The 21,675-nt window shown below is 61.8% G+C and carries 20 protein-coding genes; 9 read left to right on the forward strand and 11 right to left on the reverse strand.

Annotated elements, in window-relative coordinates; translation table 11 throughout:
- Window positions 1-21 precede the first annotated feature (21 nt).
- Genes miaA through C9422_RS11160 form a run of 5 tightly spaced genes read right to left on the reverse strand, consistent with a single transcriptional unit; the run spans window position 22 to window position 6,288 of the window.
- A complete protein-coding gene (gene miaA, locus C9422_RS11140; protein WP_007973257.1) occupies window positions 22-993 on the reverse strand; it encodes a tRNA (adenosine(37)-N6)-dimethylallyltransferase MiaA in 972 nt (323 codons plus the stop codon).
- A complete protein-coding gene (gene mutL / locus C9422_RS11145; protein ID WP_116580705.1) occupies window positions 993-2,903 on the reverse strand; it encodes a DNA mismatch repair endonuclease MutL in 1,911 nt (636 codons plus the stop codon). The genes miaA and mutL overlap by 1 nt, the downstream gene beginning before the upstream one ends.
- Window positions 2,900-4,330, reverse strand: coding sequence for an N-acetylmuramoyl-L-alanine amidase (locus C9422_RS11150; RefSeq protein WP_116580706.1), 1,431 nt, complete (start codon window positions 4,328-4,330; stop codon window positions 2,900-2,902). Before C9422_RS11150 ends, mutL begins: the two co-directional genes overlap by 4 nt.
- Window positions 4,331-4,801 (reverse strand): tRNA (adenosine(37)-N6)-threonylcarbamoyltransferase complex ATPase subunit type 1 TsaE, encoded by a 471-nt coding sequence (tsaE, locus tag C9422_RS11155; protein WP_007973252.1) that lies wholly within the window; start codon window positions 4,799-4,801, stop codon window positions 4,331-4,333. It lies immediately after the preceding gene.
- Complete coding sequence (locus C9422_RS11160; protein ID WP_116580707.1) at window positions 4,789-6,288, reverse strand: NAD(P)H-hydrate dehydratase; 1,500 nt, start codon at window positions 6,286-6,288, stop codon at window positions 4,789-4,791. Before C9422_RS11160 ends, tsaE begins: the two co-directional genes overlap by 13 nt.
- A 63-nt stretch (window positions 6,289-6,351) precedes the next feature.
- Here C9422_RS11160 and queG point away from each other — a divergent pair, with 63 nt between their 5' ends.
- Entirely contained in the window at window positions 6,352-7,416 is a 1,065-nt protein-coding gene (gene queG / locus C9422_RS11165) for a tRNA epoxyqueuosine(34) reductase QueG (RefSeq protein WP_116580708.1), read from the forward strand.
- Window positions 7,417-7,503: 87 nt separating this feature from the next.
- Here queG and C9422_RS11170 read toward each other — a convergent pair whose 3' ends face one another.
- Together C9422_RS11170 and orn are read right to left on the reverse strand one after the other, a co-directional pair.
- On the reverse strand, window positions 7,504-8,115 hold the full coding sequence (locus tag C9422_RS11170; protein ID WP_007973246.1) for a trimeric intracellular cation channel family protein: 612 nt from the start codon (window positions 8,113-8,115) through the stop codon (window positions 7,504-7,506).
- Between the two features lie 151 nt (window positions 8,116-8,266).
- Window positions 8,267-8,809 carry an oligoribonuclease gene (gene orn / locus C9422_RS11175; protein WP_116580709.1) on the reverse strand — a complete coding sequence of 181 codons (543 nt, stop codon included), beginning with the start codon at window positions 8,807-8,809 and terminating at the stop codon, window positions 8,267-8,269.
- 106 nt (window positions 8,810-8,915) lie between these two features.
- Here orn and rsgA point away from each other — a divergent pair, with 106 nt between their 5' ends.
- The 4 genes from rsgA (at window position 8,916) to C9422_RS11195 (ending at window position 12,007) form a co-directional block, all read left to right on the forward strand.
- Entirely contained in the window at window positions 8,916-9,947 is a 1,032-nt protein-coding gene (rsgA, locus tag C9422_RS11180) for a small ribosomal subunit biogenesis GTPase RsgA (protein ID WP_007978809.1), read from the forward strand.
- A gap of 199 nt (window positions 9,948-10,146) precedes the next feature.
- Window positions 10,147-10,554, forward strand: coding sequence for a TIR domain-containing protein (locus tag C9422_RS11185; RefSeq protein WP_007978807.1), 408 nt, complete (start codon window positions 10,147-10,149; stop codon window positions 10,552-10,554).
- Window positions 10,555-10,556: 2 nt separating this feature from the next.
- Window positions 10,557-11,516 carry a caspase family protein gene (locus C9422_RS11190; RefSeq protein ID WP_116580710.1) on the forward strand — a complete coding sequence of 320 codons (960 nt, stop codon included), beginning with the start codon at window positions 10,557-10,559 and terminating at the stop codon, window positions 11,514-11,516.
- Entirely contained in the window at window positions 11,516-12,007 is a 492-nt protein-coding gene (locus tag C9422_RS11195; protein WP_116580711.1) for a toll/interleukin-1 receptor domain-containing protein, read from the forward strand. Before C9422_RS11190 ends, C9422_RS11195 begins: the two co-directional genes overlap by 1 nt.
- A gap of 374 nt (window positions 12,008-12,381) precedes the next feature.
- Here C9422_RS11195 and motB read toward each other — a convergent pair whose 3' ends face one another.
- Both motB and motA read right to left on the reverse strand, forming a co-directional pair.
- On the reverse strand, window positions 12,382-13,428 hold the full coding sequence (gene motB, locus C9422_RS11200; protein ID WP_116580712.1) for a flagellar motor protein MotB: 1,047 nt from the start codon (window positions 13,426-13,428) through the stop codon (window positions 12,382-12,384).
- 3 nt (window positions 13,429-13,431) lie between these two features.
- On the reverse strand, window positions 13,432-14,283 hold the full coding sequence (gene motA, locus C9422_RS11205) for a flagellar motor stator protein MotA (RefSeq protein ID WP_046039800.1): 852 nt from the start codon (window positions 14,281-14,283) through the stop codon (window positions 13,432-13,434).
- 167 nt (window positions 14,284-14,450) lie between these two features.
- On the opposite strand from motA, the gene C9422_RS11210 reads away from it, so the two are divergent.
- From C9422_RS11210 to asd, 3 genes are read left to right on the forward strand one after another with little or no spacing between them, the layout of a single operon-like run.
- Window positions 14,451-15,989, forward strand: coding sequence for an HDOD domain-containing protein (locus C9422_RS11210; protein ID WP_116580713.1), 1,539 nt, complete (start codon window positions 14,451-14,453; stop codon window positions 15,987-15,989).
- A 42-nt stretch (window positions 15,990-16,031) separates the two neighbouring features.
- Window positions 16,032-16,856, forward strand: coding sequence for a rhodanese-like domain-containing protein (locus C9422_RS11215; protein WP_116580714.1), 825 nt, complete (start codon window positions 16,032-16,034; stop codon window positions 16,854-16,856).
- 9 nt (window positions 16,857-16,865) lie between these two features.
- Window positions 16,866-17,726 carry an archaetidylserine decarboxylase gene (gene asd, locus C9422_RS11220; protein ID WP_104451570.1) on the forward strand — a complete coding sequence of 287 codons (861 nt, stop codon included), beginning with the start codon at window positions 16,866-16,868 and terminating at the stop codon, window positions 17,724-17,726.
- 105 nt (window positions 17,727-17,831) lie between these two features.
- Here the strand turns inward: asd and serB are convergent, their stop codons facing one another.
- Window positions 17,832-19,046 (reverse strand): phosphoserine phosphatase SerB, encoded by a 1,215-nt coding sequence (gene serB, locus C9422_RS11225; protein ID WP_116580715.1) that lies wholly within the window; start codon window positions 19,044-19,046, stop codon window positions 17,832-17,834.
- 135 nt (window positions 19,047-19,181) lie between these two features.
- Between serB and C9422_RS11230 the strand changes: the two genes are divergently transcribed.
- Complete coding sequence (locus tag C9422_RS11230; RefSeq protein WP_116580716.1) at window positions 19,182-20,699, forward strand: AhpA/YtjB family protein; 1,518 nt, start codon at window positions 19,182-19,184, stop codon at window positions 20,697-20,699.
- A gap of 257 nt (window positions 20,700-20,956) precedes the next feature.
- On the opposite strand, the gene C9422_RS11235 is transcribed toward C9422_RS11230, so the two are convergent.
- The gene (locus tag C9422_RS11235; protein ID WP_116580717.1) at window positions 20,957-21,670 is read right to left on the reverse strand and encodes a membrane integrity-associated transporter subunit PqiC; all 714 of its coding nucleotides are present in this window, start codon (window positions 21,668-21,670) and stop codon (window positions 20,957-20,959) included.
- Window positions 21,671-21,675: the final 5 nt, after the last annotated feature.

Genomic DNA, 21,675 nt, shown 5'->3' on the forward strand with positions numbered 1-21,675 from the left:
ATAGACGGCAATTGCAAGGACTCAGCTCAATATGGAGATGGTCCCAAGGTATTTCAAGGCGCGCGGCAGATTGTCGCAATCCAGACTGTCCAGCCAATGCAGGTCAGTCCAACTGCGCAGCCAGGTGAACTGGCGTTTCGCCAATTGGCGCGTGGCAATGATTCCACGCTCCTGCATCTCGGCTGACGTCAGCTTGCCATCCAGGTAGTCCCAGACTTGGCGATAGCCTACTGCACGTATAGACGGCATCCCGGCATGCAGGTCACCTCTATTACGCAGGGCTACGACCTCGTCAATGAATCCCTGTTCCAACATTAAAGTGAATCTTTGTTTAATTCGCTCGTGCAGTACCTGGCGATTTGCCGGGGCAATAGCCAAGTTCGCGACAGTATAGGGCAATTGTTGCTGTCCCGAAGCGGCTGCTTCGGTACTTTGCACAGATTGTTGCAAGCGTAGCGCAGTCATGCTCTGACCGCTTACCCGATAAACTTCCAGCGCTCGACTCAGACGCTGCGGATCGTTCGGATGAATACGCGCGGCAGAAACCGGGTCGATCACTGCCAACTGGTCGTGCAGGGCTTGCCAGCCAAGGCGTGCAGCCTCTTCTTCGATCTGTGCACGCACTTGCGGGTCGGCGGCCGGCATCTCCGCCAGGCCTTCAAGCAAAGCCTTGTAATAGAGCATCGTGCCGCCTACCAGCAGCGGAATTTTTCCGCGCGCGGTGATCTCGGCCATGGCTTGCAGGGCGTCACGGCGGAAATCCGCAGCCGAATAGCTCTCGGCCGGGTCGAGAATATCGATCAGACGGTGCGGATATTGCGCCAGCAGCTCTTTGGAAGGCTTGGCGGTGCCGATATCCATGCCACGGTAGACCAGTGCCGAATCGACGCTGATCAACTCGCAAGGCAGGACTTTGGTGAGTTCGATGGCCAGGTCGGTCTTGCCGGCGGCGGTCGGGCCCATCAGGAAAATCGCAGGTGGGAGCTGGCTCATCAACGACCGCGCAAGAACAGTTTGTCCAGATCGTCCAGGCCCAGTTGGGTCCAGGTCGGTCGGCCATGGTTGCATTGACCGCTGCGCTCGGTGTTTTCCATGTCACGCAGCAGGGCATTCATTTCCGGCAGGGCCAGACGCCGGTTCGCCCGAACCGCACCGTGGCAGGCCATGGTCCCGAGCAACTCGTTCAGGTGCGCCTGAATGCGGTCGCTGGTGCCGAATTCCATCAGATCCGCCAGGACGTCCGCCACCAGCCGGTTGGCTTCGGCCTGTTTGAGCAGCGCCGGGATCTGTCGGATGGCCAGGGTTTCCGGGCCCAGGCGCTGCAACTCGAAGCCCAGGCGCTGGAACCAGGCGACATGTTCCTCGGCGCAATCGGCTTCACGCTGGCTGACGGCCAGGGACTCCGGCACCAGCAACGGCTGGCCACTCAGGCCCTCGCTGGCCATCGCCACCTTCAGGCGCTCATACATGATCCGCTCGTGGGCGGCGTGCATGTCCACCAGCACCAGGCCCTGGGCGTTTTCCGAAAGGATGTAGATGCCCTTGAGTTGTGCCAGCGCATAACCCAGCGGCGGGATGTCGTCCTGCCCGGCCGGCAGCGCGACGGCATTGGCCTCGGGCAGCGGCGCAAAAAACTCGCGGTAGGCGGCCTGCGCTTCGGCGACAGGCACACCGGACTGCGGGCGCGGCGTGTATTGATACTGATAACCCGCGCCAGCACCCGAGCCTGCCGGCGCATTGAACGACGGCTGGGCCTGAGGCTGTTCCAGCAGCGCATTGGCGGCCAGGCGCATTTCGCCCTGGGGTCCGAATTCACCGGCTTCGAGGCCGGTAGGCCGGACGATGGCCGTGGCAACCGGTGCCGCCAGATGATCGTCCGGTCGCACATCGCCCAAGGCACGGTGCAAGGTGCCGTAGAGGAAATCGTGGACCATGCGTCCTTCGCGGAAGCGCACTTCGTGTTTGGTCGGGTGCACGTTGACGTCGACCCCGGTCGGATCGACTTCGAAAAACAGTACGAAGGTCGGGTGCCGACCGTTGAACAGCACGTCGCGATAGGCCTGGCGTACCGCGTGGGCCACCAGCTTGTCGCGCACGGCACGGCCATTGACGAAGAAATACTGCAAATCGGCCTGGCTGCGGTTGAAGGTCGGCAGGCCGACCCAGCCCCATAGGTGCAGGCCGTTGCGCTCGATTTCGATTGGCAGGGCCTGCTCCAGGAAGCCCGGCCCGCAAATCGCCGCCACGCGCCGGGCACGGGCCGCATCGTCATGGGCCTCGTGCAGGCTGAGGATGGTCTTGCCGTTGTGGCGCAGATGGAACGCCACATCGAAGCGTGCCAGGGCCAGTCGCCTGATCACTTCCTGCAGGTGATCGAATTCGGTTTTTTCGGTCTTGAGAAACTTGCGTCGCGCCGGCGTGTTGAAAAACAGGTCGCGCACTTCAACCGAAGTGCCCACCGGATGCGCCGCCGGCTGCACGCGCGGCGCCATGTCACGGCCTTCGGTCTCGACCTGCCAGGCCTGATCGGCGTCGCGGGTGCGGGAGGTCAGGGTCAAGCGCGCGACGGAGCTGATCGATGCCAGGGCCTCACCGCGAAAGCCCAGGCTCATGACCTGTTCGAGGTCTTCCAGGTTGCGGATCTTGCTGGTGGCGTGGCGGGCCAGCGCCAGCGGCAGGTCATCGGCGGAAATGCCGCTACCGTCGTCGCGCACCCGTAGCAACTTGACGCCGCCCTGCTCCACATCGACGTCGATGCGTTTGGCACCGGAGTCGAGGCTGTTTTCCAGCAGCTCCTTGATCACCGAAGCCGGGCGCTCAACCACCTCACCGGCGGCAATCTGGTTCGCCAGTCGCGGGCTGAGCAGCTCGATACGAGCGCCGCTGTTCACGACCTGATTCATTCTTTGGCCGCCAGTTCAGTGCCCGGAATGGTCAGGTGCTGACCGATCTTGAGCTCATCGCTCGACAGGTTGTTGGCACTGCGCAGGGTCGCGGGCGACACCTGATAGCGCACGGCAATCATCGCCAGGGTCTCGCCCGGGTTGACGCGGTGGTCACGTGGCCCCTGCACAATCTTGCCGGAGTCGCGCAGCCAGGCAATGTAAGTGCCTGGCGGCGGGTTTTGCTGGAAGAACTGGCGCACGCCGCTGCTGATCGAACGCGCCAGTGCCTGCTGGTGGTTCGATGCCGCGAGTTTCGAGGCTTCGTTGGCGTTGGAGATGAACCCGGTTTCCACCAGGATCGACGGAATATCCGGCGACTTCAGCACCATGAACCCGGCCTGTTCGACCCGCTGCTTGTGCAGAGGCGTGACCCGGCCAATGTTGCTCAGCACCTTCTGGCCAACGTTCAGGCTGGACGTCAGGGATGCCGTCATCGACAGATCGAGCAGCACGCCGGCGAGCATGCGGTCCTTGTCATCGAGGCTGACGTTGCCGGCCCCCCCGATCAGGTCGGAACGGTTTTCGCTGTCAGCCAGCCAGCGGGCCGTCTCCGAGGTCGCACCGCGATCGGACAGGGCAAATACCGAGGCACCGAAAGCGGCGGCAGAAGGCGCGGCGTCGGCGTGGATCGAGACGAACAGGTCGGCGCCTTTCTTGCGGGCAATTTCGGTACGGCCGCGCAACGGAATGAAGTAATCGCCGGTTCGGGTCAGTTCGGCGCGGAAACCTTTCATGCCGTTGATCTGGCGCTGCAATTCACGGGCGATCTGCAACACCACGTCTTTCTCACGCTGACCGCGAGAACCCGATGCGCCCGGGTCTTCGCCACCGTGTCCGGCGTCGATCACCACAATGATGTCGCGCTTGCCGGCCGGGGCCGGCGGCAGCTTGATCGCAGGCTCCACAGGCGTGACTGGCACGGCGGGCATCGTGGCGACCGACGGTGTCGGCGCTGGGGGAGGCGCGGCATCCGCAGCGTTATCGAACAGATCGACCACCAAGCGGTTGCCGTACTGGGCGTTCGGCGCCAGGGAGAAGCTTTTTGGTGTCACCGCCTTTTTCAGGTCGATGACCACCCGCAGGTCGGTCGGCGTGCGTTGAGCCGAGCGCATGGCGGTAATCGGGGTATTCGACGTGTTGACGTTGAGTGGCGCACCGAGGGTCGCACCATTGATGTCGATGACCAGGCGATCCGGCGCGGTCAGGGTAAAGACGCTGTGTTGCACCGGGCCGGTCAGGTCAAACACCAGACGTGTGTTGTCCGGTGCCCGCCACAGACGAACACTGTTGACCTTCGTATCGGCCACAGCGTCGACGGTCACCGCCAGAAACAACACCCCTACGGCAGCAACCAACGCGCGAAAGCGCATACCTAACCCCATCATTTATTTGGATTCCAATGCCAAAGCGGCACACCAGGCCTCGCCACGCGAGCCCTGGGATAAAATTTTCAGCGAACGCCCGCTGTCTTGCGGGCTAATGGTAATGGTCAGGTCCGGCTTTGGCAAAAAGCCTGCACCTTTGTCGGGCCATTCGATCAGACACAGGGCATCGTCTTCGAAATAGTCGCGGATACCGAGGAACTCCAGCTCCTCCGGATCGACCAGACGGTACAAATCGAAATGGAAGGCGCGAATGTCGCCAATCTCGTAGGGCTCAACCAGGGTGAAGGTCGGACTTTTTACCGCCCCGACATGCCCCAGGCCGCGGATGATGCCTCGGGACAAGGTGGTTTTGCCCATCCCCAGGTTGCCCTCGAGGAAGATCAGGCCATGGCCTTGGGTGATTCGGGCAATGCGTGCGCCAAAGTCGCTCATGGCCTGCTCATCGGCCAGGTACAGGGTTACTTCAGACACGGTGCTTGCTCCTCCAACAACTGACGAATGACTGGAATCAGATCACTGGCCGCCAGCCCACGGCCGAATTTTCCTTGTTGCTCGCCGGCATTGGCGTGCAGCCAGACCGCCAGGCAGGCCGCATCGAAGGGTTCCATGCCCTGGGCCAACAATGCCCCGAGCACACCGGCCAGTACGTCGCCCAAACCGGCAGTAGCCATCGCCGGGTGGCCCTGATGACAGACGGCCAGCCGCCCGTCCGGACAGGCAACCAGGCTCCCGGCCCCCTTGAGCACCACGACCGCCGAGTATTTCTTGCTCAATGCATGGGCCGCGGCCGGTCGGTCGGCTTGAACCTGCGCCGTACTCATTCCGAGCAAACGCGCCGCTTCGCCCGGGTGCGGGGTGATCACGCACCCCCTGGGCAAACTCACACGCTCCTCGGCCAACAGGTTCAGCGCATCGGCGTCCCAGACTTGCGGCAGCGCTGCGTTAGCGGCGGCCGACAACAAGCTGCGCCCCCAACCCGCTTGCCCCAGCCCCGGACCGACCACCAACACGGAAACCTTTTGCAGCAAATCCATCAGCTGATTGGCCGAGGAAGTACCCAGCACCATCGCTTCGGGGATCCGCGCCAGCGCGGCCGCGACATGTTCGCTGCGGGTCGCCACCGACACCATGCCCGCCCCGCTGCGCAGCGCACTTTGCGCGCTCAGCAGGATGGCGCCACCCAACCCGCGGTCGCCGCCAATCAGCAACACATGGCCGAACCTGCCTTTGTGGGAAGCCGGTGCCCGCGCCGCTGGACGCGGCAGGTTAGCCGCAGTCAGGCGACGGGCGGTGAAAGCAGCGCTTTCTATCAACCGGGGGTCTGCATGCAAGTCGTTGAACAGCAGTTCGCCGACCACATCCGCCGCCTCGCCGGTGAATAACCCCAATTTCAAGCCGATGAAGGTCACTGTCAGGTCGGCCTGCACCGCCACGCCGAGGATACGACCGGTATCGGCGCACAGTCCTGAAGGAATATCCACCGCCGCGACCGGCAGCCCGCTCAGGTTGATCGCGGTGATGGCGCTGGCATACGGCTCACGCACTTCGCCGCTCAGGCCAGTGCCGAGCAAAGCATCCAGGACGACGCCGCGCAATCCGAATTGTGCCGTCCAGGGCTCGATGAGCACGTTTTCAGACACCGCCTCGGCATGGGCCAAAGCCGCGTCCCCCTGCAGGCGCTGCGGATCTGCCACCGCCAACACCCGGACGGACCATCCTGCACGCTGGGCCAACACGGCCACCAGATACCCGTCCCCGGCGTTGTTGCCATGGCCGGTGAGTACCGTCAGTTCGTTCGCTGTCGGCCAATGCCGCACCAGCGCCCGCCACGTCGCCCGCGCCGCGCGCTGCATCAATTCGAAGCCCGGTGTGCCGGCGGCGATCAGGCTCGCGTCGAGTGCTCGCACTTGCGCGGCACTGTACAGCGCGTCGGGTAATTCATCTTTAGTGTGCGGCATGCGTCTTCGGGCTCCGATGTCTGGCAGAATTATACGCACCTCAGCTCCGGTTTCTCTCGCCTCATGCCTGCTATTACCACAGACCTGCCTGCCCTCGCCCAATCCATCAAGGACTGGGGCCGCGAGCTGGGCTTTCAGCAAGTCGGCATCAGCGGCCTCGACCTGGGCGAGCACGAGCAACACCTGGAGCGCTGGCTCGCCGCCGGCTACCACGGCGAAATGGACTACATGGGCGCCCATGGCAGCAAACGCTCACACCCGGAGGAGCTGGTGCCCGGCACTTTGCGCGTGGTTTCGCTGCGCATGGACTACCTGGCGGGCGACACCCACATGGCGAAAATGCTCGCCCAGCCGGAAAAAGCCTACGTCTCGCGTTATGCCCTGGGGCGCGATTACCACAAATTGATCCGCAAACGCGTGCAACAACTGGCAGACAAGATTCAGGCAGAAATCGGCCCGTTTGGGTTCCGTGCCTTTGTCGACAGTGCACCGGTGCTGGAAAAAGCCATCGCCGAACAGGCCGGCCTGGGCTGGATTGGCAAAAACACCCTGGTGTTGAATCGCAAGGCAGGCAGTTATTTCTTCCTCGCCGAGCTGTTCGTTGACTTGCCGCTGCCGGTAGACCCGCCCCACGCCACCGAACACTGCGGTCGCTGCAGCGCCTGCCTCGACATCTGTCCGACCAATGCTTTCGTCGGCCCTTACGTGCTGGATGCCCGGCGCTGCATTTCCTACCTGACCATCGAACTCAAAGGCGCGATCCCGCAAGACCTGCGGCCGCTGATCGGCAATCGGGTGTTCGGTTGCGATGATTGCCAGATTGTCTGCCCCTGGAACCGCTTCGCCCGCCCGTCCGGTGAAGGCGATTTCAAGCCGCGGCACAACCTGGACAACGCCGAACTGGCGGAACTGTTCATGTGGGATGAGGAGACATTCCTGCGCAGCACCGAAGGCTCGCCGCTTCGTCGGACCGGTTACGAAAACTGGTTGCGCAACCTGGCGGTAGGCCTGGGCAATGCGCCTTCGACGATTCCGGTGCTGGAGGCGCTGAAGGCGCGGCGCGAGCATCCGTCCGAACTGGTCCGCGAACACGTCGAATGGGCCCTGAAACAACACGGCCTCGCGTAGGAGCTGCCGCAGGCTGCGATCTTTTGATCTCGATCTTTAAGATCAAAAGATCGCAGCCTGCGGCAGCTCCTACAGGGGATCGCGGTGTCAGGCCTCGTCGTTGTAGACGAACTTGGGCATTTCCCAGTGAAAACGAATCGCCAGCAAGCGCAACAGGAAACCGCCGAACAGGGTGATCAGAATCGCCTGTTCCCCTGGCAAGTTCAGGTATAGACAGAGCATGTAGCACCACGCTGCCGCAAACGAGACGCTGGCATACAGCTCACGCCGGAAGATCAGCGGAATATCGTTGCAGAAAATGTCCCGCAGGATGCCGCCAAATACTCCGGTGATCACGCCGCTGACCGAGGCGACCAACATGCCATGGCCCATTTCCAGGGCGGTGATGCAGCCGATCAGGGTGAAGGCCACCAGCCCCATGGCATCGAGCACCAGAAACAGTGAGCGCAAATGCCGCATCCAGCGCGCCGTGAACACGGTAATCATCGCCGCAGCCGTGGTCAGCACCAGGTATTCCGGGTGTTTGACCCACGTCAGCGGGTAATGCCCGAGCAGCACATCGCGCACCGAACCGCCCCCCAGCGCCGTGACGCAAGCGATCAGCACCACGCCAAACCAGTCCATGCCACGACGCCCGGCAGACAGGGCGCCGGTCATGGCTTCGGCGGTGATGGCGATCAGGTAGAGCATCAGCAACATGGTGGCGGTCCTTGCGAAAAGGCGCGCAGTCTACCCACTTCACCAAAGCCCACAACCCCCCTGTAGGAGCTGCCGCAGGCTGCGATCTTTTGACTTTGGCATTCAAGATCAAGAGATCGCAGCCTGCGGCAGCTCCTACAGGGGAGTCCGGTCAGGACTTGATGAAATGCTTGCGGTAGTGCTGCAACTCGGCGATGGATTCGCGGATGTCGTCCAGCGCCAGGTGAGTGCTGCCCTTCTTGAAGCTGTCACGCACGTCCGGTGCCCAGCGCGCCGCCAGCTCTTTGAGCGTGGACACGTCGAGGTTGCGGTAGTGGAAATAGCTTTCCAGGGATTTCATGTGGGTATAAAGGAAGCGACGGTCCTGGCAGATGCTGTTGCCGCAGATCGGCGATTTGCCCTTCGGCACCCACTTTTCCAGGAAGGCGATGGTTTCGGCTTCGGCTTCGGCCATGCTGATACGGCTGTCGCGAACCCGCTGGGTCAGCCCGGAACCGCCATGCTGACGGGTGTTCCACTCGTCCATGCCGGCGAGGATTTCGTCGCTGTGGTGAATGGCGATCACCGGGCCTTCGGCCAGGGTGTTCAGGTCACTGTCGGTGACGATGGTGGCCATTTCGATAATGACGTCGGTATCAGGGTTCAGACCGGTCATTTCCAGGTCGATCCAGATCAGGTTCTGCGGATTTTGCATGTTCGGCTCCTAAGCAATGCTGCGCAGTTTAGCCTAGGCCGGTGGCCGGGCGTGCTAAACTCGCGGCCGTTTTACCTAATCGCTGCATTCTTTATACGGAACACCCATGGCCAAACGCCAACTCAATCGCCGCCAAAACTGGCGCATCGAAAAGATTCAGGGCGAACGCGCTGCCCGCGCCGCCAAACGCGAGTCCTCGGCTGTCGAGGCACTTGAGGGCGGCGATCTGGGCCCGGAACAGCACGGTCTGGTGATCGCGCACTTCGGTGTGCAGGTTGAGGTCGAGGCCCGCGACGGCGAACTGGCCGGTCAGGTGTTCCGTTGCCACCTGCGCGCGAACCTGCCGGCGCTGGTGACCGGTGATCAGGTGGTGTGGCGCGCCGGCAACCAGGGCATCGGTGTGATCGTGGCGCAACTGCCGCGCAACACCGAACTGTGCCGCCCGGACAGCCGTGGTCAGCTCAAGCCGGTGGCGGCCAACGTCGACATGATCGTCATCGTGTTTGCACCGCTGCCCGAGCCCCACGCCAACCTGATCGACCGCTACCTGGTGGCGGCCGAGCATGCGGGCATCAAGCCGCTGCTGCTGTTGAACAAATTCGACCTGATCGACGAAAACAACGCCCCTGCGCTGAATGCCTTGCTCGCCGTATACCGCACCCTCGGTTACCCGGTGCTGGAAGTGTCGGCGCATCACGGTAACGGGATGGAGCAGTTGCAGACGCAACTGGACGGACGCATCAGCGTGTTCGTCGGCCAGTCCGGTGTCGGCAAGTCGTCGCTGGTCAACAGCTTGCTGCCGGATGTCGAAACCCGCGTCGGCCCGCTGTCCGAGCTGTCCGGCCAGGGCACCCACACCACCACCACCGCGCGGTTGTTCCACTTCCCCGGCGGCGGTGAGTTGATCGACTCCCCGGGTATCCGCGAATTCGGCCTGGGCCACGTCAGCCGTGCCGACGTCGAAGCCGGCTTCATCGAGTTCAACGACCTGCTGGGCACCTGCCGCTTCCGTGACTGCAAGCATGACCGCGAACCCGGTTGCGCCCTGCTCAAGGCCCTTGAAGATGGCCGCGTGCAGCAGCAACGGATGAACAGCTACCGCTCGATCATCGCCAGCCTGCCGGAAAACGGCTACTAAACAGAGGTGCCGACCGCCCGGCTTTACGCGGGGTGGTCGGCGGCTGGATCTTCCCCCCGCTTAAACATCAGACCTTTCTGTAAGACGTGCGCACGCTCGCTTGTAGGGCATTTCTCTTTCCGCGCCGACCTCTTGTAGCCGCCCTGTAATCGCCTAGTTTCAAACCCTCTTCGCACTCCAGCGACACCGAGGGACACCCATGCAAACCTACCATCTGTTCATCAGCCACTCGTGGAACTACTCCGACGCCCACGACAATCTCGTGCGCCTGCTCAACGCCAAGCCTGGTTTCACCTACAAGAATTTTTCGGTGCCGCCGGACAACCCGATTGTCGGCGCGAAAACCGACAAACAACTCGAGGAGGCCATCGAAAACAAAATCCGTCCGTGCTCGGCGGTACTGATCATGGCCGGGATGTATTCAACCTACAGCAAGTGGATCAACAAGGAAATCGAGATCGCCAAGCGCATGGGCAAAGTGATCATTGCGATCAAACCGTTCGGCGCCGAGCGGATTTCCACGGTGGTACGTGAGGCGGCACATGCCGAGTGTGCCTGGAACACCAACAGCATCATCAGCGCAATTCGCCAGCATACGGCGGTGTAACCATGCGCAAGGGACTGTTTATCGGCATCAACGACTACACCCACGTTTCGCGGCTCAGCGGTTGCAGCAATGACGCCATGGCCATGGCTTCCGTGCTCAAGACCGACGCCAATGGCGATCCGAACTTCAAGAATATCGTGCTGACCTCCGCCGAGGACTACCTGAGCAGGGAAAAGCTCGAAGACCAGATCCGTGAGCTGTTTTCCGGGGACTGCAATGTCGCGCTGCTGTATTTCGCCGGCCACGGCAGCTTCGACACCGACACCGACGAAGGCATGTTGATCCCGCAGGATTACAAGAGCGCCAAGGACGGGATTCGCCTCAGCGACATTCTCAACTGGGCGAGCAAGGCCACGAAGATCAAAAACAAAGTGATCATCCTCGATTGCTGTCAGAGCGGCTCGGCCGGCGAACTGCGCGCCTTGCGCAGCGAGGGCAGCGTGGTCGGCGAAGGCATGACCATCCTGACCGCCTGCAAAAAGGAAGAGCCGGCGATGGAGGGCACGCAACACGGCGTATTCACCGGACTATTGCTCCAGGCCCTGCACGGCGGAGCAGCAAACATCCTGGGCAAGATCACACCTGGCAGCCTCTATTCGTTTGTCGACAACGCCCTCGATGCCTGGGAACAGCGCCCGGTGTTCAAGACCAACGTCTCGCAGTTCATTTCCCTGCGCGAAGTGTCGCCGCTGATCCCCAAGGAAATCCTGCGCAAACTCCCCGAATGGTTTGCCGAAGCGGAGTCGGTGTACCCCCTCGCCCCCAGCTTTGAGCCCACCGAGCCTGAATTCAACCCGGAGCACGGCGACGTCTTCGCCCAATTGCAAAAGTGCAACCGCCACAGCCTGGTCGAACCGGTGGACGCCGAGCATATGTACTACGCCGCCATCCACTCCACCGGCTGCCGCCTCACCGCCCTCGGCGCCTATTACCGCGAACTCGCGATCAAGGGACATTTCTGATGCCAGTGTTTATCAGCTACCGCCACATGGACCGCGCCCACGCGGTCAAGATCAACGCGCGCCTGATCCAGGCCAACATCAAGACCTACCTCGATGTGCTGGATGCCGAATCCCAGACCACCGACGACATCACCGGGGTGATTACCCGCAACATCAGCGAATGCACGCACCTGCTGGCGGTGGTCTCGGAGAAAACCGCACTGTCCTGGTGGGTGCCGTTCGAAATCGGCGAGGCGACCATCACCCACCGACGCATCTGCTCGTTCAAGACCGGTCCGACCGAGCTGCCACTGTACCTGGACAAATGGCCGAAGCTGACCAGCGACCGGGACATCGAATTCTTTATCGATGCCTATCGCAACGAAGCGACGCTCAAACGCTCGATGTCGCTGGAATCGGTGACCGGCAGCGAGTCGGTGCGCAGCGTGAACAAGTCCAATGCGGATCGCTTTCACGCCGAGCTCAAGACGCGGATCATTCGTGGGTTCTGAAACTGCAGTAAAGGCAAAAAAAACCGTGATGTCGCGGCTTTTGGTACTCGCCTTGCGGCCTATCGATCATTTTCGTGACACCACGAAAATGATCGGCAGCATTCATTCCGGTCGTGTCGCACACATAAAAAAGCCGCGACTATCGTAATGCTGTTCACTAAAGGAAAAGGACTAACACTGTATCTGTGGCGAGGGAGCTTGCTCCCGCTGGGGCGCGAAGCGGCCCTAAAAATACGACTGCTGCGCAGTCCAACGGGACGGTGCGGCGATCCGACAAGCTCCCTCGCCACAGGTTGATTATTGTTTGCTCCTTCTCTTAAGTGGGCAGCAACAGAGACAAAAAAGCCGACATCACTGTCGGCTTTTTTTGTCGGTCACTGTTTGGGCGTTTCAGCCGGTTTGGCTGGCTCACCCGTTTTCGGTGCCGGATCATCAAACAGATTCAAACGCTCGCGCAGTTCATGGGCCGGCAACGGTTCCTTGTCCGCCGGCAATGCGTTCGGGTCGACCGGCGCGGTCGGTGCTGCGCCTGGTGCAGCCGAACCTTGCGGCGCATCGGGAGCAGGCTCCGCGCCTTGCGAGCCTTCGATCGCCCGCTGGGCTTTCTTGGTCAGCACCACGATGTCAATACGACGGTTGACCGGGTTGAACGGATGCTCACGATCGAACAACGCCGACGAGGCATAACCGACCACGCGCGCCACCTGTGCATCCGGATAGCTGCCCGCCACCAGCGCACGCCGTGCGGCGTTGGCACGGTTGGCCGAGAGCTCCCAGTTACCGAAATCACCGGTGCCGGTGTACGGCTTGGCATCGGTGTGGCCGCTGATGCTGATCTTGTTCGGCACCGCCTTGATGGTGTCGGCCATGGCCAGCAGGATGTCTTCGAAATACGGCTTCAAGCGAGCTGAGCCTGAATCGAACATCGGGCGGTTTTCCGCGTCCATGATCTGGATACGCAGGCCGTCCGGGGTGATTTCGAACAGGATCTGGTCCTTGAACTTCTGCAGCTGCGGGTTCTCATCAACCTTGTTCTGCAGTTCCTGCAGCAACAGTTCGAGGCGCTCCTTTTCGACCTGCTCGGCCATGCCTTCGACCTGGTCGGTATCCACAGTGACCTTGTCCGGCTGCGGCTGGGACTTGACCTCGGGGTTGAGGGTGTTTTCCGGCGCCAGGGTCGGCGTGCCGCCCAGATCGATGATGTACGGCGTGCCGCTTTCGGAAAAGCCGATCGGGTCCTTGAAGTAACCGGCGATGGCGATCTTCTGTTCCGGCGTGGCGGTGGACAGCAGCCACAACACCAGGAAGAACGCCATCATCGCCGTGGCGAAGTCGGCGAAGGCGATTTTCCAGGCGCCCCCGTGATGCCCGCCGGCGTAGCGCTTGACGCGCTTGATGATTATCGGCTGGTTATTTTCCATTTCTTAACGACCACGAACCGCTTGTTCCAGCTCGGCGAAGCTTGGACGGTGCGCCGGGTACAGAACCTTGCGCCCGAACTCGACGGCCAGCGATGGCGGCATGCCGGAAGCCGAAGCCACCAGCGAGGCCTTGATGGCTTCGTAGACGTTCAGCTCTTCCTTGGCATCGTGGGCCAGGGAATGGGCCAGCGGGCCGAAGAAGCCGTAGGCGGCGAGAATACCGAAGAAGGTACCGACCAGTGCCGCACCGACGTGCAGGCCGATGGACTTCTGGTCGCCCTCACCCAGCGAAGCCATGGTCACCACGATACCCAGTACCGCCGCGACGATACCGAAACCGGGCATGGCGTCGGCGATGCCGTTGACTGCGTGGGAGGGGTGTTCCAGGTCTTCCTTGAGGCTGAACAGCTCCATGTCGAACAGGCCTTCCAGCTCGTGCGGGGCCATGTTGCCGGAGGACATGATGCGCAGGTAATCACAGATGAACGCGGTCATGCGCTCGTCCTTGAGGACCGTCGGGTACTTGGCGAAGATCGGGCTCGCGGCGGCATCTTCGATGTCGCCTTCGATGGCCATCATGCCTTCGCGGCGGCTCTTGTTGAGGATCTCGTAGATCAGGCCCAACACCTCAAGGTAAAAGGCGTGGTTGAAACGCGAACTGAACATGCCCAGGGATTTCTTGAGCACGTGCATCGTCATGTAGCCGGGGTTGGCCTGCAAGAATGCGCCGAGGGCTGCACCGCCAATAATCATGACCTCGAAAGGCTGGATCAGGGCGGCAATCTTGCCGTGGGAAAGCACGTATCCGCCGAGCACGCTCGCGAATACGACGATGATGCCGATAATTTTAGCCATAGGTTAGGAGAGCACTTACTGAGTCGGGTTCAAGGTCATATTCGGAAGTTAAAAAATCTCTTCTTCTACTTATCGGCAAAACTGCGCCAGACTATAGCCAGTTCAGGCGAAAAGCTAATTTGACCCCTTCCGGGCACAGGTATTGTTGACGATGATCGCCTCCCACCATGGTTAACGAAACGAACGTTCCAACACCAAAACCAACGACGCTCGAAGGCTGGGTCAAGCTGCTCGATGGCGTACGCCTACCGGTTCCGCAAGCCAGCCACGACCGGGTCTGCAAGGCCATCCGCGACAATCGCAGCTCGTTGCGCGATATCGCCGACCTCACGCAAGGCAGCCCCGCCCTGGCCTTGAGCGTGATTCGCGAAGCCAACCGGCACACCCACGGCGGCATGACCGAGCCGGCGGAAAACCTTGAGGTTGCGATCAATCGCCTCGGCCTCAAACGCACCGAAGAATTGCTCACGCGCCTGCCCGCCAAACCCCAGTCCGAGATCCCCAAAGCCTTGCGTCAGCTGCAGATGATCAGCCAGCACGCCACGCAACAGGCCAATGGTTTTTTTGCCAGTCGCCTGGCGCGCCTGTGGCAGGACATCCACTGGGGCAGCCTGCTGTTTCTTTCGCCCCTGTGGCCTTTGGCGCTGACCCATCCAAAACTGCTCGAAGACTGGGAACTGCGGGTCATCCATAAAGGTGAGTCGGCACGTACAGTCGAAATGCAACTGTTTGGCGTACGCCTGCTGGACATCGGCCAGGCACTGGTGGAAGTCTGGCGCTTGCCGATCTGGGTGCAACAGGGCTATCGACTGTTGCTCACCGAGCAGCGGGAGCTGGTGAAAGTCCTGCGCATCGCCCGTGACAGCGAGCACCCGTTGCGCCAGCAGAACCGCCTCGATGACGATCCGACCCTGCGCCGCTGGCTCAATCAACCGGCCAATACCGTGCTGCTGGCCAACGGGCTGGCGCTGTCGGCACAACACGCCTGGGACAGCCCGCACAGTGAACGCTGGCAGTACCTGACCAGCCTTTACCTGCAAATGCCGATGGATGAGGTGCAACAACAACTGCACCAGCAAGCCGCCAACAGCGCACGCCATCACGCCATGCCCGACCTCTGGCACCCCGCCGAATCGCTGATCTGGCCGTGGGGTATGAACCGTGTCCACTCAGGTTTGCTACCGGCCGCGGCACCCACCGCCGAAGATCTGGCGAAATGGCGCAAGCAATGCGCCGAATTGCTGGTCGAGCCGAGTCGGTTCACCAACGCCATGCACCTGACCATTGCCGCCCGTGATGCTCTGGTGGCCTGCGGCATGCGTCGGGTGATGATCCTGATGGCCGACCGTACCCACGCCAACCTGCGTGTGCACCAGACGGCCGGCCTGGCGAAGGAAGCAGCCGGGCTGAACTTCGTGGTCAGCCAGAGCAACGTCTTGCAACGCCTGCTCGCGCAACAGGCCCAGGTCCGCCTGACGCCGGCCAACAACGCGCAATTCTCGGCCCTGTTGCCCAACAGCCTGCGCTCACAGTTCAGCGGCGAACACCTGCTGCTGCGCTCACTGGTCAACAATGGCCGGGTGATCATGATCGTCGTAGCGGATCAGGGCGGCGGGCCGTTTTCGGAAATTTCCGTACAGGCCTTCGGTAAAACCGCGCAGTGCATCGAGAAAGCCCTGCACAGCTTTAGCCACCGTGGCCAATAAGGCTGCGCTACAATCCTCCCTTTTGTGCTCTGGAGACCTCACATGTCTGACTTCTCTGGCTTGCCGCTGGTGATCGAGCCGAGCGACTTGCTCCCTCGCCTCGACGCTCGCGAACTGATTCTGGTGGACTTGACCAGTGCCGCCCGCTACGCCGAGGGACACATTCCCGGCGCGCGCTTTGTCGATCCGAAACGCACGCAACTGGGGCAGGCACCCGCCCCGGGACTGATGCCTCCGCAGGCAGCGCTCGAAACGCTGTTTGGCGAGCTGGGACACAATCCCGATGCGGTCTATGTCGTGTATGACGATGAAGGCGGCGGTTGGGCCGGGCGCTTCATCTGGCTGCTGGATGTCATCGGCCACAGCAAGTACCACTACGTCGACGGCGGCCTGACGGCCTGGCTGGCGGAAGGCTTGCCCATGTCGATCCAGATCCCGCCAGCCGTGGGCGGCCCGGTTTCACTGACCTTGCACGACGAACCCACCGCCACCCGTGAGTACCTGCAAAGCCGCCTCGGTGCCGCCGACCTGGCGATCTGGGACGCACGCGGACCGCTGGAGTATTCCGGCGAGAAAGTCCTGGCAGCCAAGGGCGGGCACATTCCCGGTGCGGTCAATTTCGAATGGACCGCCGGCATGGATCAGTCGCGCCAGCTGCGCATCCGCACCGACATGCCGCAGATTCTCGAACAACTCGGGATCAGCAAAGACAAAGAAGTGATTACCCACTGCCAGACCCACCACCGTTCTGGCTTCACCTATCTGGTGGCCAAGGCTCTCGGTTATCCGCGGGTCAAGGGCTACGCCGGCTCCTGGGGCGAATGGGGCAACCATCCCGATACCCCGGTAGAAATTCAAGATTTTTAAGGACTGTTAATGAACAAGCGTCTGTTTCTCCTCGGCCAGTACCTGCTGCCCCACAACTTGCTATCGCGATTGGCCGGCTGCATCGCCGAATGCCGCGTGCGCTGGTTCAAGAATGCCTTTACCGCCTGGTTCGCCAAGCGCTATCAGGTGGACATGTCCCAGGCGCTGGTCGAAGACCTGACTGCCTACGAGCACTTCAACGCGTTCTTCACCCGCGCACTGAAAGATGGCGCCCGCCCGCTGGACGAGACTCCGGGCGCGATCCTCAGCCCCGCCGACGGCGCGATCAGCCAGCTCGGCCCGATCGAGCACGGTCGTATTTTCCAGGCCAAGGGCCACAGCTTCAGCGTGCTGGAACTGTTGGGGGGCGATGCGGCGAATGCTGCGCCGTTCATGGGCGGTGACTTCGCGACCATCTACCTGTCGCCGAAGGACTACCACCGTGTACACATGCCGCTGGCCGGCACCCTGCGCGAGATGGTCTACATCCCGGGTCGTCTGTTCTCGGTCAATCAGACCACCGCTGAAAACGTTCCGGAACTGTTCGCCCGCAACGAGCGCGTGGCGTGCATTTTCGACACCGAGCGCGGCCCGATGGCCGTGGTGCTGGTGGGCGCGATGATCGTGGCCTCGATTGAAACCGTCTGGGCCGGCCTGGTCACGCCGCCGAAGCGCGAGCTGAAAACCTTCCGCTACGACGAAGCCGCTCGCGCACCGATCCACCTGGAAAAAGGTGCGGAACTGGGTCGCTTCAAGCTGGGTTCGACCGCCGTCGTGCTGTTCGGACCGGATCAGGTGAAGTGGGCCGAGGAAATGACTGCCGGTACAGCGGTGCAGATGGGTCAGGGCATGGGTTCACCAAAAGCCTGATCCATACGCTGATCCAAATAATGTAGGAGCTGCCGCAGGCTGCGATCTTTTGAACTTAAGAAGTCAAGATCAAAAGATCGCAGCCTGCGGCAGCTCCTACATGTATCAGAGCTGTCCGTCGCGATCGCGGAAGCCCAGCAGGTACAGCACGCCATCCAGACCCAGCGTCGAAATGGCCTGCTTGGCCGACTGCTTGACCAGCGGCTTGGCGCGGAACGCCACGCCCAACCCGGCAATCGCCAGCATCGGCAAGTCATTGGCACCGTCACCGACCGCAATGGTCTGCTCCAGGCGCAAGCCTTCCCTGTGTGCCAGTTCCCTCAGCAAATCCGCCTTGCGCTGCGCATCGACAATTGGCTCGATCGCCACGCCGGTGACTTTGCCGTCGACCACTTCCAGTTCGTTGGCAAACACATAGTCGATACCCAGCTTGGCCTGCAATTGCTTGGCGAAGTAGGTGAAGCCGCCCGACAGGATCGCGGTCTTGTAACCCAGGCGCTTGAGTTCGGCGAACAGGGTTTCGGCCCCTTCGGTCAGGCGCAACGAGGCACCGATGGAGTCCAGCACGCCAACGTCCAGACCTTTGAGCAAGGCCAGGCGTTCCTTGAAGCTGGCGCGAAAGTCCAGTTCACCGGCCATTGCCCGCTCGGTGATTTCCGAAACCTTGTCACCCACGCCAGCCGCCTTGGCCAGTTCGTCGATCACTTCGGCTTCGATCAGGGTCGAGTCCATGTCGAACACCGCCAGGCGACGGTTGCGACGGAACAGCGAGTCTTCCTGGAAGGCGATGTCGACGTTCAGTTCCTGGGCGACGCTGAGAAATTCGGCCCGCAGCGCCTGCGGATCAGCCGCCTCGCCACGCACGGAAAACTCGATGCAGCCCTTGCCCTTGTCGGCCGGGGTGTCCAGTGGCATGCGCCCGGACAGACGATCGATGTGGTCAATGTTCAGGCCATACTTGGCGGTGATCGAACTCACGGCCTGCAACTGCCCGGCTGTCACCTTGCGGGTCAACAGGGTCACGATGTGGCGCTTTTTGCCCTGGTTGCCGACCCACTGCTGGTAATCCTGTTCGGACACCGGCGTGAAACGCACCTGTTGATCGAGCTCGTAGCCCTTGAACAGGATGTCCTTGAGCACGGACTTGCCTTGTTCGGTATCGGGAATTTCAACCAGGATGCCGAACGACAAGGTGTCGTGGATCACCGCCTGACCGATGTCGAGAATGTTCACACCACCCTGGGCCAGAACGCCGGTAATGGCCGCAGTCAGACCCGGACGGTCGACTCCCGTGATGTTTATCAGGACGATTTCGCGCAAGGCGCACCCCCGCAGGTGGAAAAAAACCGCATTCTACCCACTTTCAGTGACCATCGGGCACCGTGAGCGCTTTGACGGTCTAGGGCCTGTCGCTATACTGCGCGTCAACTTCACGGACAAAAGAGCCGAGCTCAAGTGAACCGGCCCACGCCAGTAAAAACCGATAACTTCTTCCTGCTGATCTTCCGGGCACTGCGCCACCGCCGTGTACCGATTGCATTGCGCATCGCCAGCCATAACGTGATCCTGGTCGCCCTGGCCCTGGTCATCTATGCCGGTGTGATGGGCCTGCAGTTCAAGCAGGCCATGCACGAGCAGGCGGATGCGCTGGGCGAAAGCCTGACGACGCAGACGGCCACTTCGGCCACGGAGCTGTTGGTGTCCAACGACATCCTCAGCCTCAATGTGCTGCTCAATAACCTGACCAAGAACAAGCTGGTGGCCCACGCCGCCATCTACAGTCCGGACAACCGCATCCTCGCCGAATCCGGCCAGCGTCCCAAGCATGGCCTGCTGGGCGAGGCCGAAGGCATGTACCAGAGCAAGATCACCTTCCAGGACGTGACCGCCGGGCAATTGCGCATCAGCCTGGACATGGACCAGTTCCAGCAGCCGATGACCATCAGCCTGCAAAGCATGGGCATCCTCAGCGCCATCCTGTTGGCCCTGTCCCTGGCCCTGAGCCTGCGCATGGGGCGTTATCTCTCGACGCCCCTGCTGCAATTGCGGGTGTGGCTGCGCAATATCGATGAATACACCCCGGCCACCGACCGCCAGGACGAAATCGGCGACCTGGCGCGTCAGTTGCATGCCAACTTCGCCCCGGAGCCCGCCCCTGTGTCGGAACCGGAGCCGGAATTCGACGACGCCGATGACGAGGCCGACCCGGCCTTCGAAGTCCGCAACCTGCGCGATCCGAGTTTCGACGAGAGCCGCCCGTTAGCGGCGCTCAAGCCGGCGCCACGGCAGATCGTCAGCACCGTCGAAGACGACGATGACGAAGACCCGTTCGCCGATCTGCGCGACGAGTCGCTGGACAGCACCCCACGGCCGGTGATTCGCAAGGCCACGCCGAGCGTGCCGCAACACAGCGCGGTACTGGCGGTGCAACTGGGTTCCCAGGAGCAACTGCGACGCCTGCCGCGGGCGCGTCTTGAAGAACTGCTGGAGCGCTATCGCGATTGCCTCGACCAGGCCGCATCGCTGTATCAAGGCGAAGTGGAGACCTTGAACGATGGCAGCACGCTGATGCTGTTCCACACCGAAGACAGCGGCGACGATTACCTGACCAACGCCATTTGCTGTGGTGAGCTGCTGCGGGCCCTTGGCCACCAGCTGCAGATCGAAGTCGCGGACAGCGGCATCACCCTGCAATTGCAGTTGGGCCTGACCCTGGGCGACGAACTGTTCGGCCTGAGCCAGATCGACCTGTTGCTGACCGACCCAGCCCAGGATGCCCTGGCCCTGTCGCAGCACAGCCGCAACCTGCTGCTGGTGGAGCGCAAGATCAGCGACGACGCCTTGATCCGCCAGCGCGCACGGATCCGCCCGATTGCCAGCCCTGAAGGTGCGTGCTGCGTGGAGCGGTTGATGGAGCCGTATCCATCGATGCTTGAACGGCAACTGGCGCGAATGCACGAACGCCGGGCGTAAACCTTAGGCCCGGCCACAATGAAGCCCGCAGATGAGTGATCGTCTGCGGGCTTTTTTGTTGTCTGTGCTGACGCCTTCGCGGGCAAGCCCGCTCCCACAGGTTCAGGGGTGTTCACATAATTTGTGTACGACGCGGACACTGTGGGAGCTGGCTTGCCAGCGAAGAGGCCGGAACTGACGCCAGATATCCCCAGCCGGCAGAAACAATAAAGCCCGCACAAGGCGGGCTTTATTGGGGGAACAGCTTGAGTCGAAGCTTAGAAGCGAAACACTTCCATATCCGTACGAATAGGCGCAGCCATCGGGATCTTCGGCTGCTTTTCCTGTTCTACCGCAGGTGCTGGCGCCTTGGCTGGCGCTTTACGCGGGGCTTCGGCGATCGGCGGCTGATTGGCCAGCGGCTTGAGCGCCACCGACAATTGCTCGGCCAGGCGTTGCAGCAACACGCCCTGCGCCTGTACCTGAGCCGCCGTACTACCGGCATGCTGTTCCTGCAAATGGATGATGCGGTTGTCGCGGACCTGCCCGCGACGGTCGATCAGGCGCCATTGGGCATCGAGGATCGCCGGTTGCTTTGCACCCGAATCCAGGCGCGTGATGGTCAGCAGCACCTGAACGTCCGGGGTGAAGCCCAATGTTGCCGGGGCCAGCACGACGCGCTGGCTGTCCAGGTGACCTGCGACCTGACGCAGCAGCAACTGATCGATATCCGACGAAAGGCTACCGGCCCAACGACCGTCGGTCGATGCTTGCAAGCTGCCATCCGGCTGACGCTGCAACAGGGTTTCGCGCTGCAGGTAGTCGGCCACGGTAACCGGGCCCAACAATACCGCCATGCCCGCGTTCTGTGCAGGCTGAACCGGGGTTCCAGCGTCCAGCTGATACAACGACACCGGTTGGTGAACGCTGCAACCCGCCAGGCCAAGAATGCCGGCGAGCATAAGAATAAAAGGAAGGCGCAGAGCAGTCATCGTCC

The organism is Pseudomonas sp. B1(2018), assembly GCF_003097365.1.
Lineage (GTDB): Bacteria > Pseudomonadota > Gammaproteobacteria > Pseudomonadales > Pseudomonadaceae > Aquipseudomonas > Aquipseudomonas laurylsulfatiphila.

Excerpts from the sequence above, each read along its gene's own strand:
- mutL (WP_116580705.1), bottom strand. The coding sequence starts at position 2,903 with ATGAATCAGGTCGTGAACAGCGGCGCTCGTATCGAGCTGCTCAGCCCG.
- motB (WP_116580712.1), bottom strand. The coding sequence starts at position 13,428 with ATGGAAAATAACCAGCCGATAATCATCAAGCGCGTCAAGCGCTACGCC.
- C9422_RS11160 (WP_116580707.1), bottom strand. The coding sequence starts at position 6,288 with ATGCCGCACACTAAAGATGAATTACCCGACGCGCTGTACAGTGCCGCG.
- queG (WP_116580708.1), top strand. The coding sequence starts at position 6,352 with ATGCCTGCTATTACCACAGACCTGCCTGCCCTCGCCCAATCCATCAAG.
- motA (WP_046039800.1), bottom strand. The coding sequence starts at position 14,283 with ATGGCTAAAATTATCGGCATCATCGTCGTATTCGCGAGCGTGCTCGGC.
- C9422_RS11210 (WP_116580713.1), top strand. The coding sequence starts at position 14,451 with ATGGTTAACGAAACGAACGTTCCAACACCAAAACCAACGACGCTCGAA.
- C9422_RS11185 (WP_007978807.1), top strand. The coding sequence starts at position 10,147 with ATGCAAACCTACCATCTGTTCATCAGCCACTCGTGGAACTACTCCGAC.
- C9422_RS11150 (WP_116580706.1), bottom strand. The coding sequence starts at position 4,330 with ATGATGGGGTTAGGTATGCGCTTTCGCGCGTTGGTTGCTGCCGTAGGG.
- C9422_RS11170 (WP_007973246.1), bottom strand. The coding sequence starts at position 8,115 with ATGTTGCTGATGCTCTACCTGATCGCCATCACCGCCGAAGCCATGACC.
- asd (WP_104451570.1), top strand. The coding sequence starts at position 16,866 with ATGAACAAGCGTCTGTTTCTCCTCGGCCAGTACCTGCTGCCCCACAAC.
- orn (WP_116580709.1), bottom strand. The coding sequence starts at position 8,809 with ATGCAAAATCCGCAGAACCTGATCTGGATCGACCTGGAAATGACCGGT.
- rsgA (WP_007978809.1), top strand. The coding sequence starts at position 8,916 with ATGGCCAAACGCCAACTCAATCGCCGCCAAAACTGGCGCATCGAAAAG.
- C9422_RS11235 (WP_116580717.1), bottom strand. The coding sequence starts at position 21,670 with ATGACTGCTCTGCGCCTTCCTTTTATTCTTATGCTCGCCGGCATTCTT.
- miaA (WP_007973257.1), bottom strand. The coding sequence starts at position 993 with ATGAGCCAGCTCCCACCTGCGATTTTCCTGATGGGCCCGACCGCCGCC.
- C9422_RS11195 (WP_116580711.1), top strand. The coding sequence starts at position 11,516 with ATGCCAGTGTTTATCAGCTACCGCCACATGGACCGCGCCCACGCGGTC.
- C9422_RS11190 (WP_116580710.1), top strand. The coding sequence starts at position 10,557 with ATGCGCAAGGGACTGTTTATCGGCATCAACGACTACACCCACGTTTCG.
- C9422_RS11215 (WP_116580714.1), top strand. The coding sequence starts at position 16,032 with ATGTCTGACTTCTCTGGCTTGCCGCTGGTGATCGAGCCGAGCGACTTG.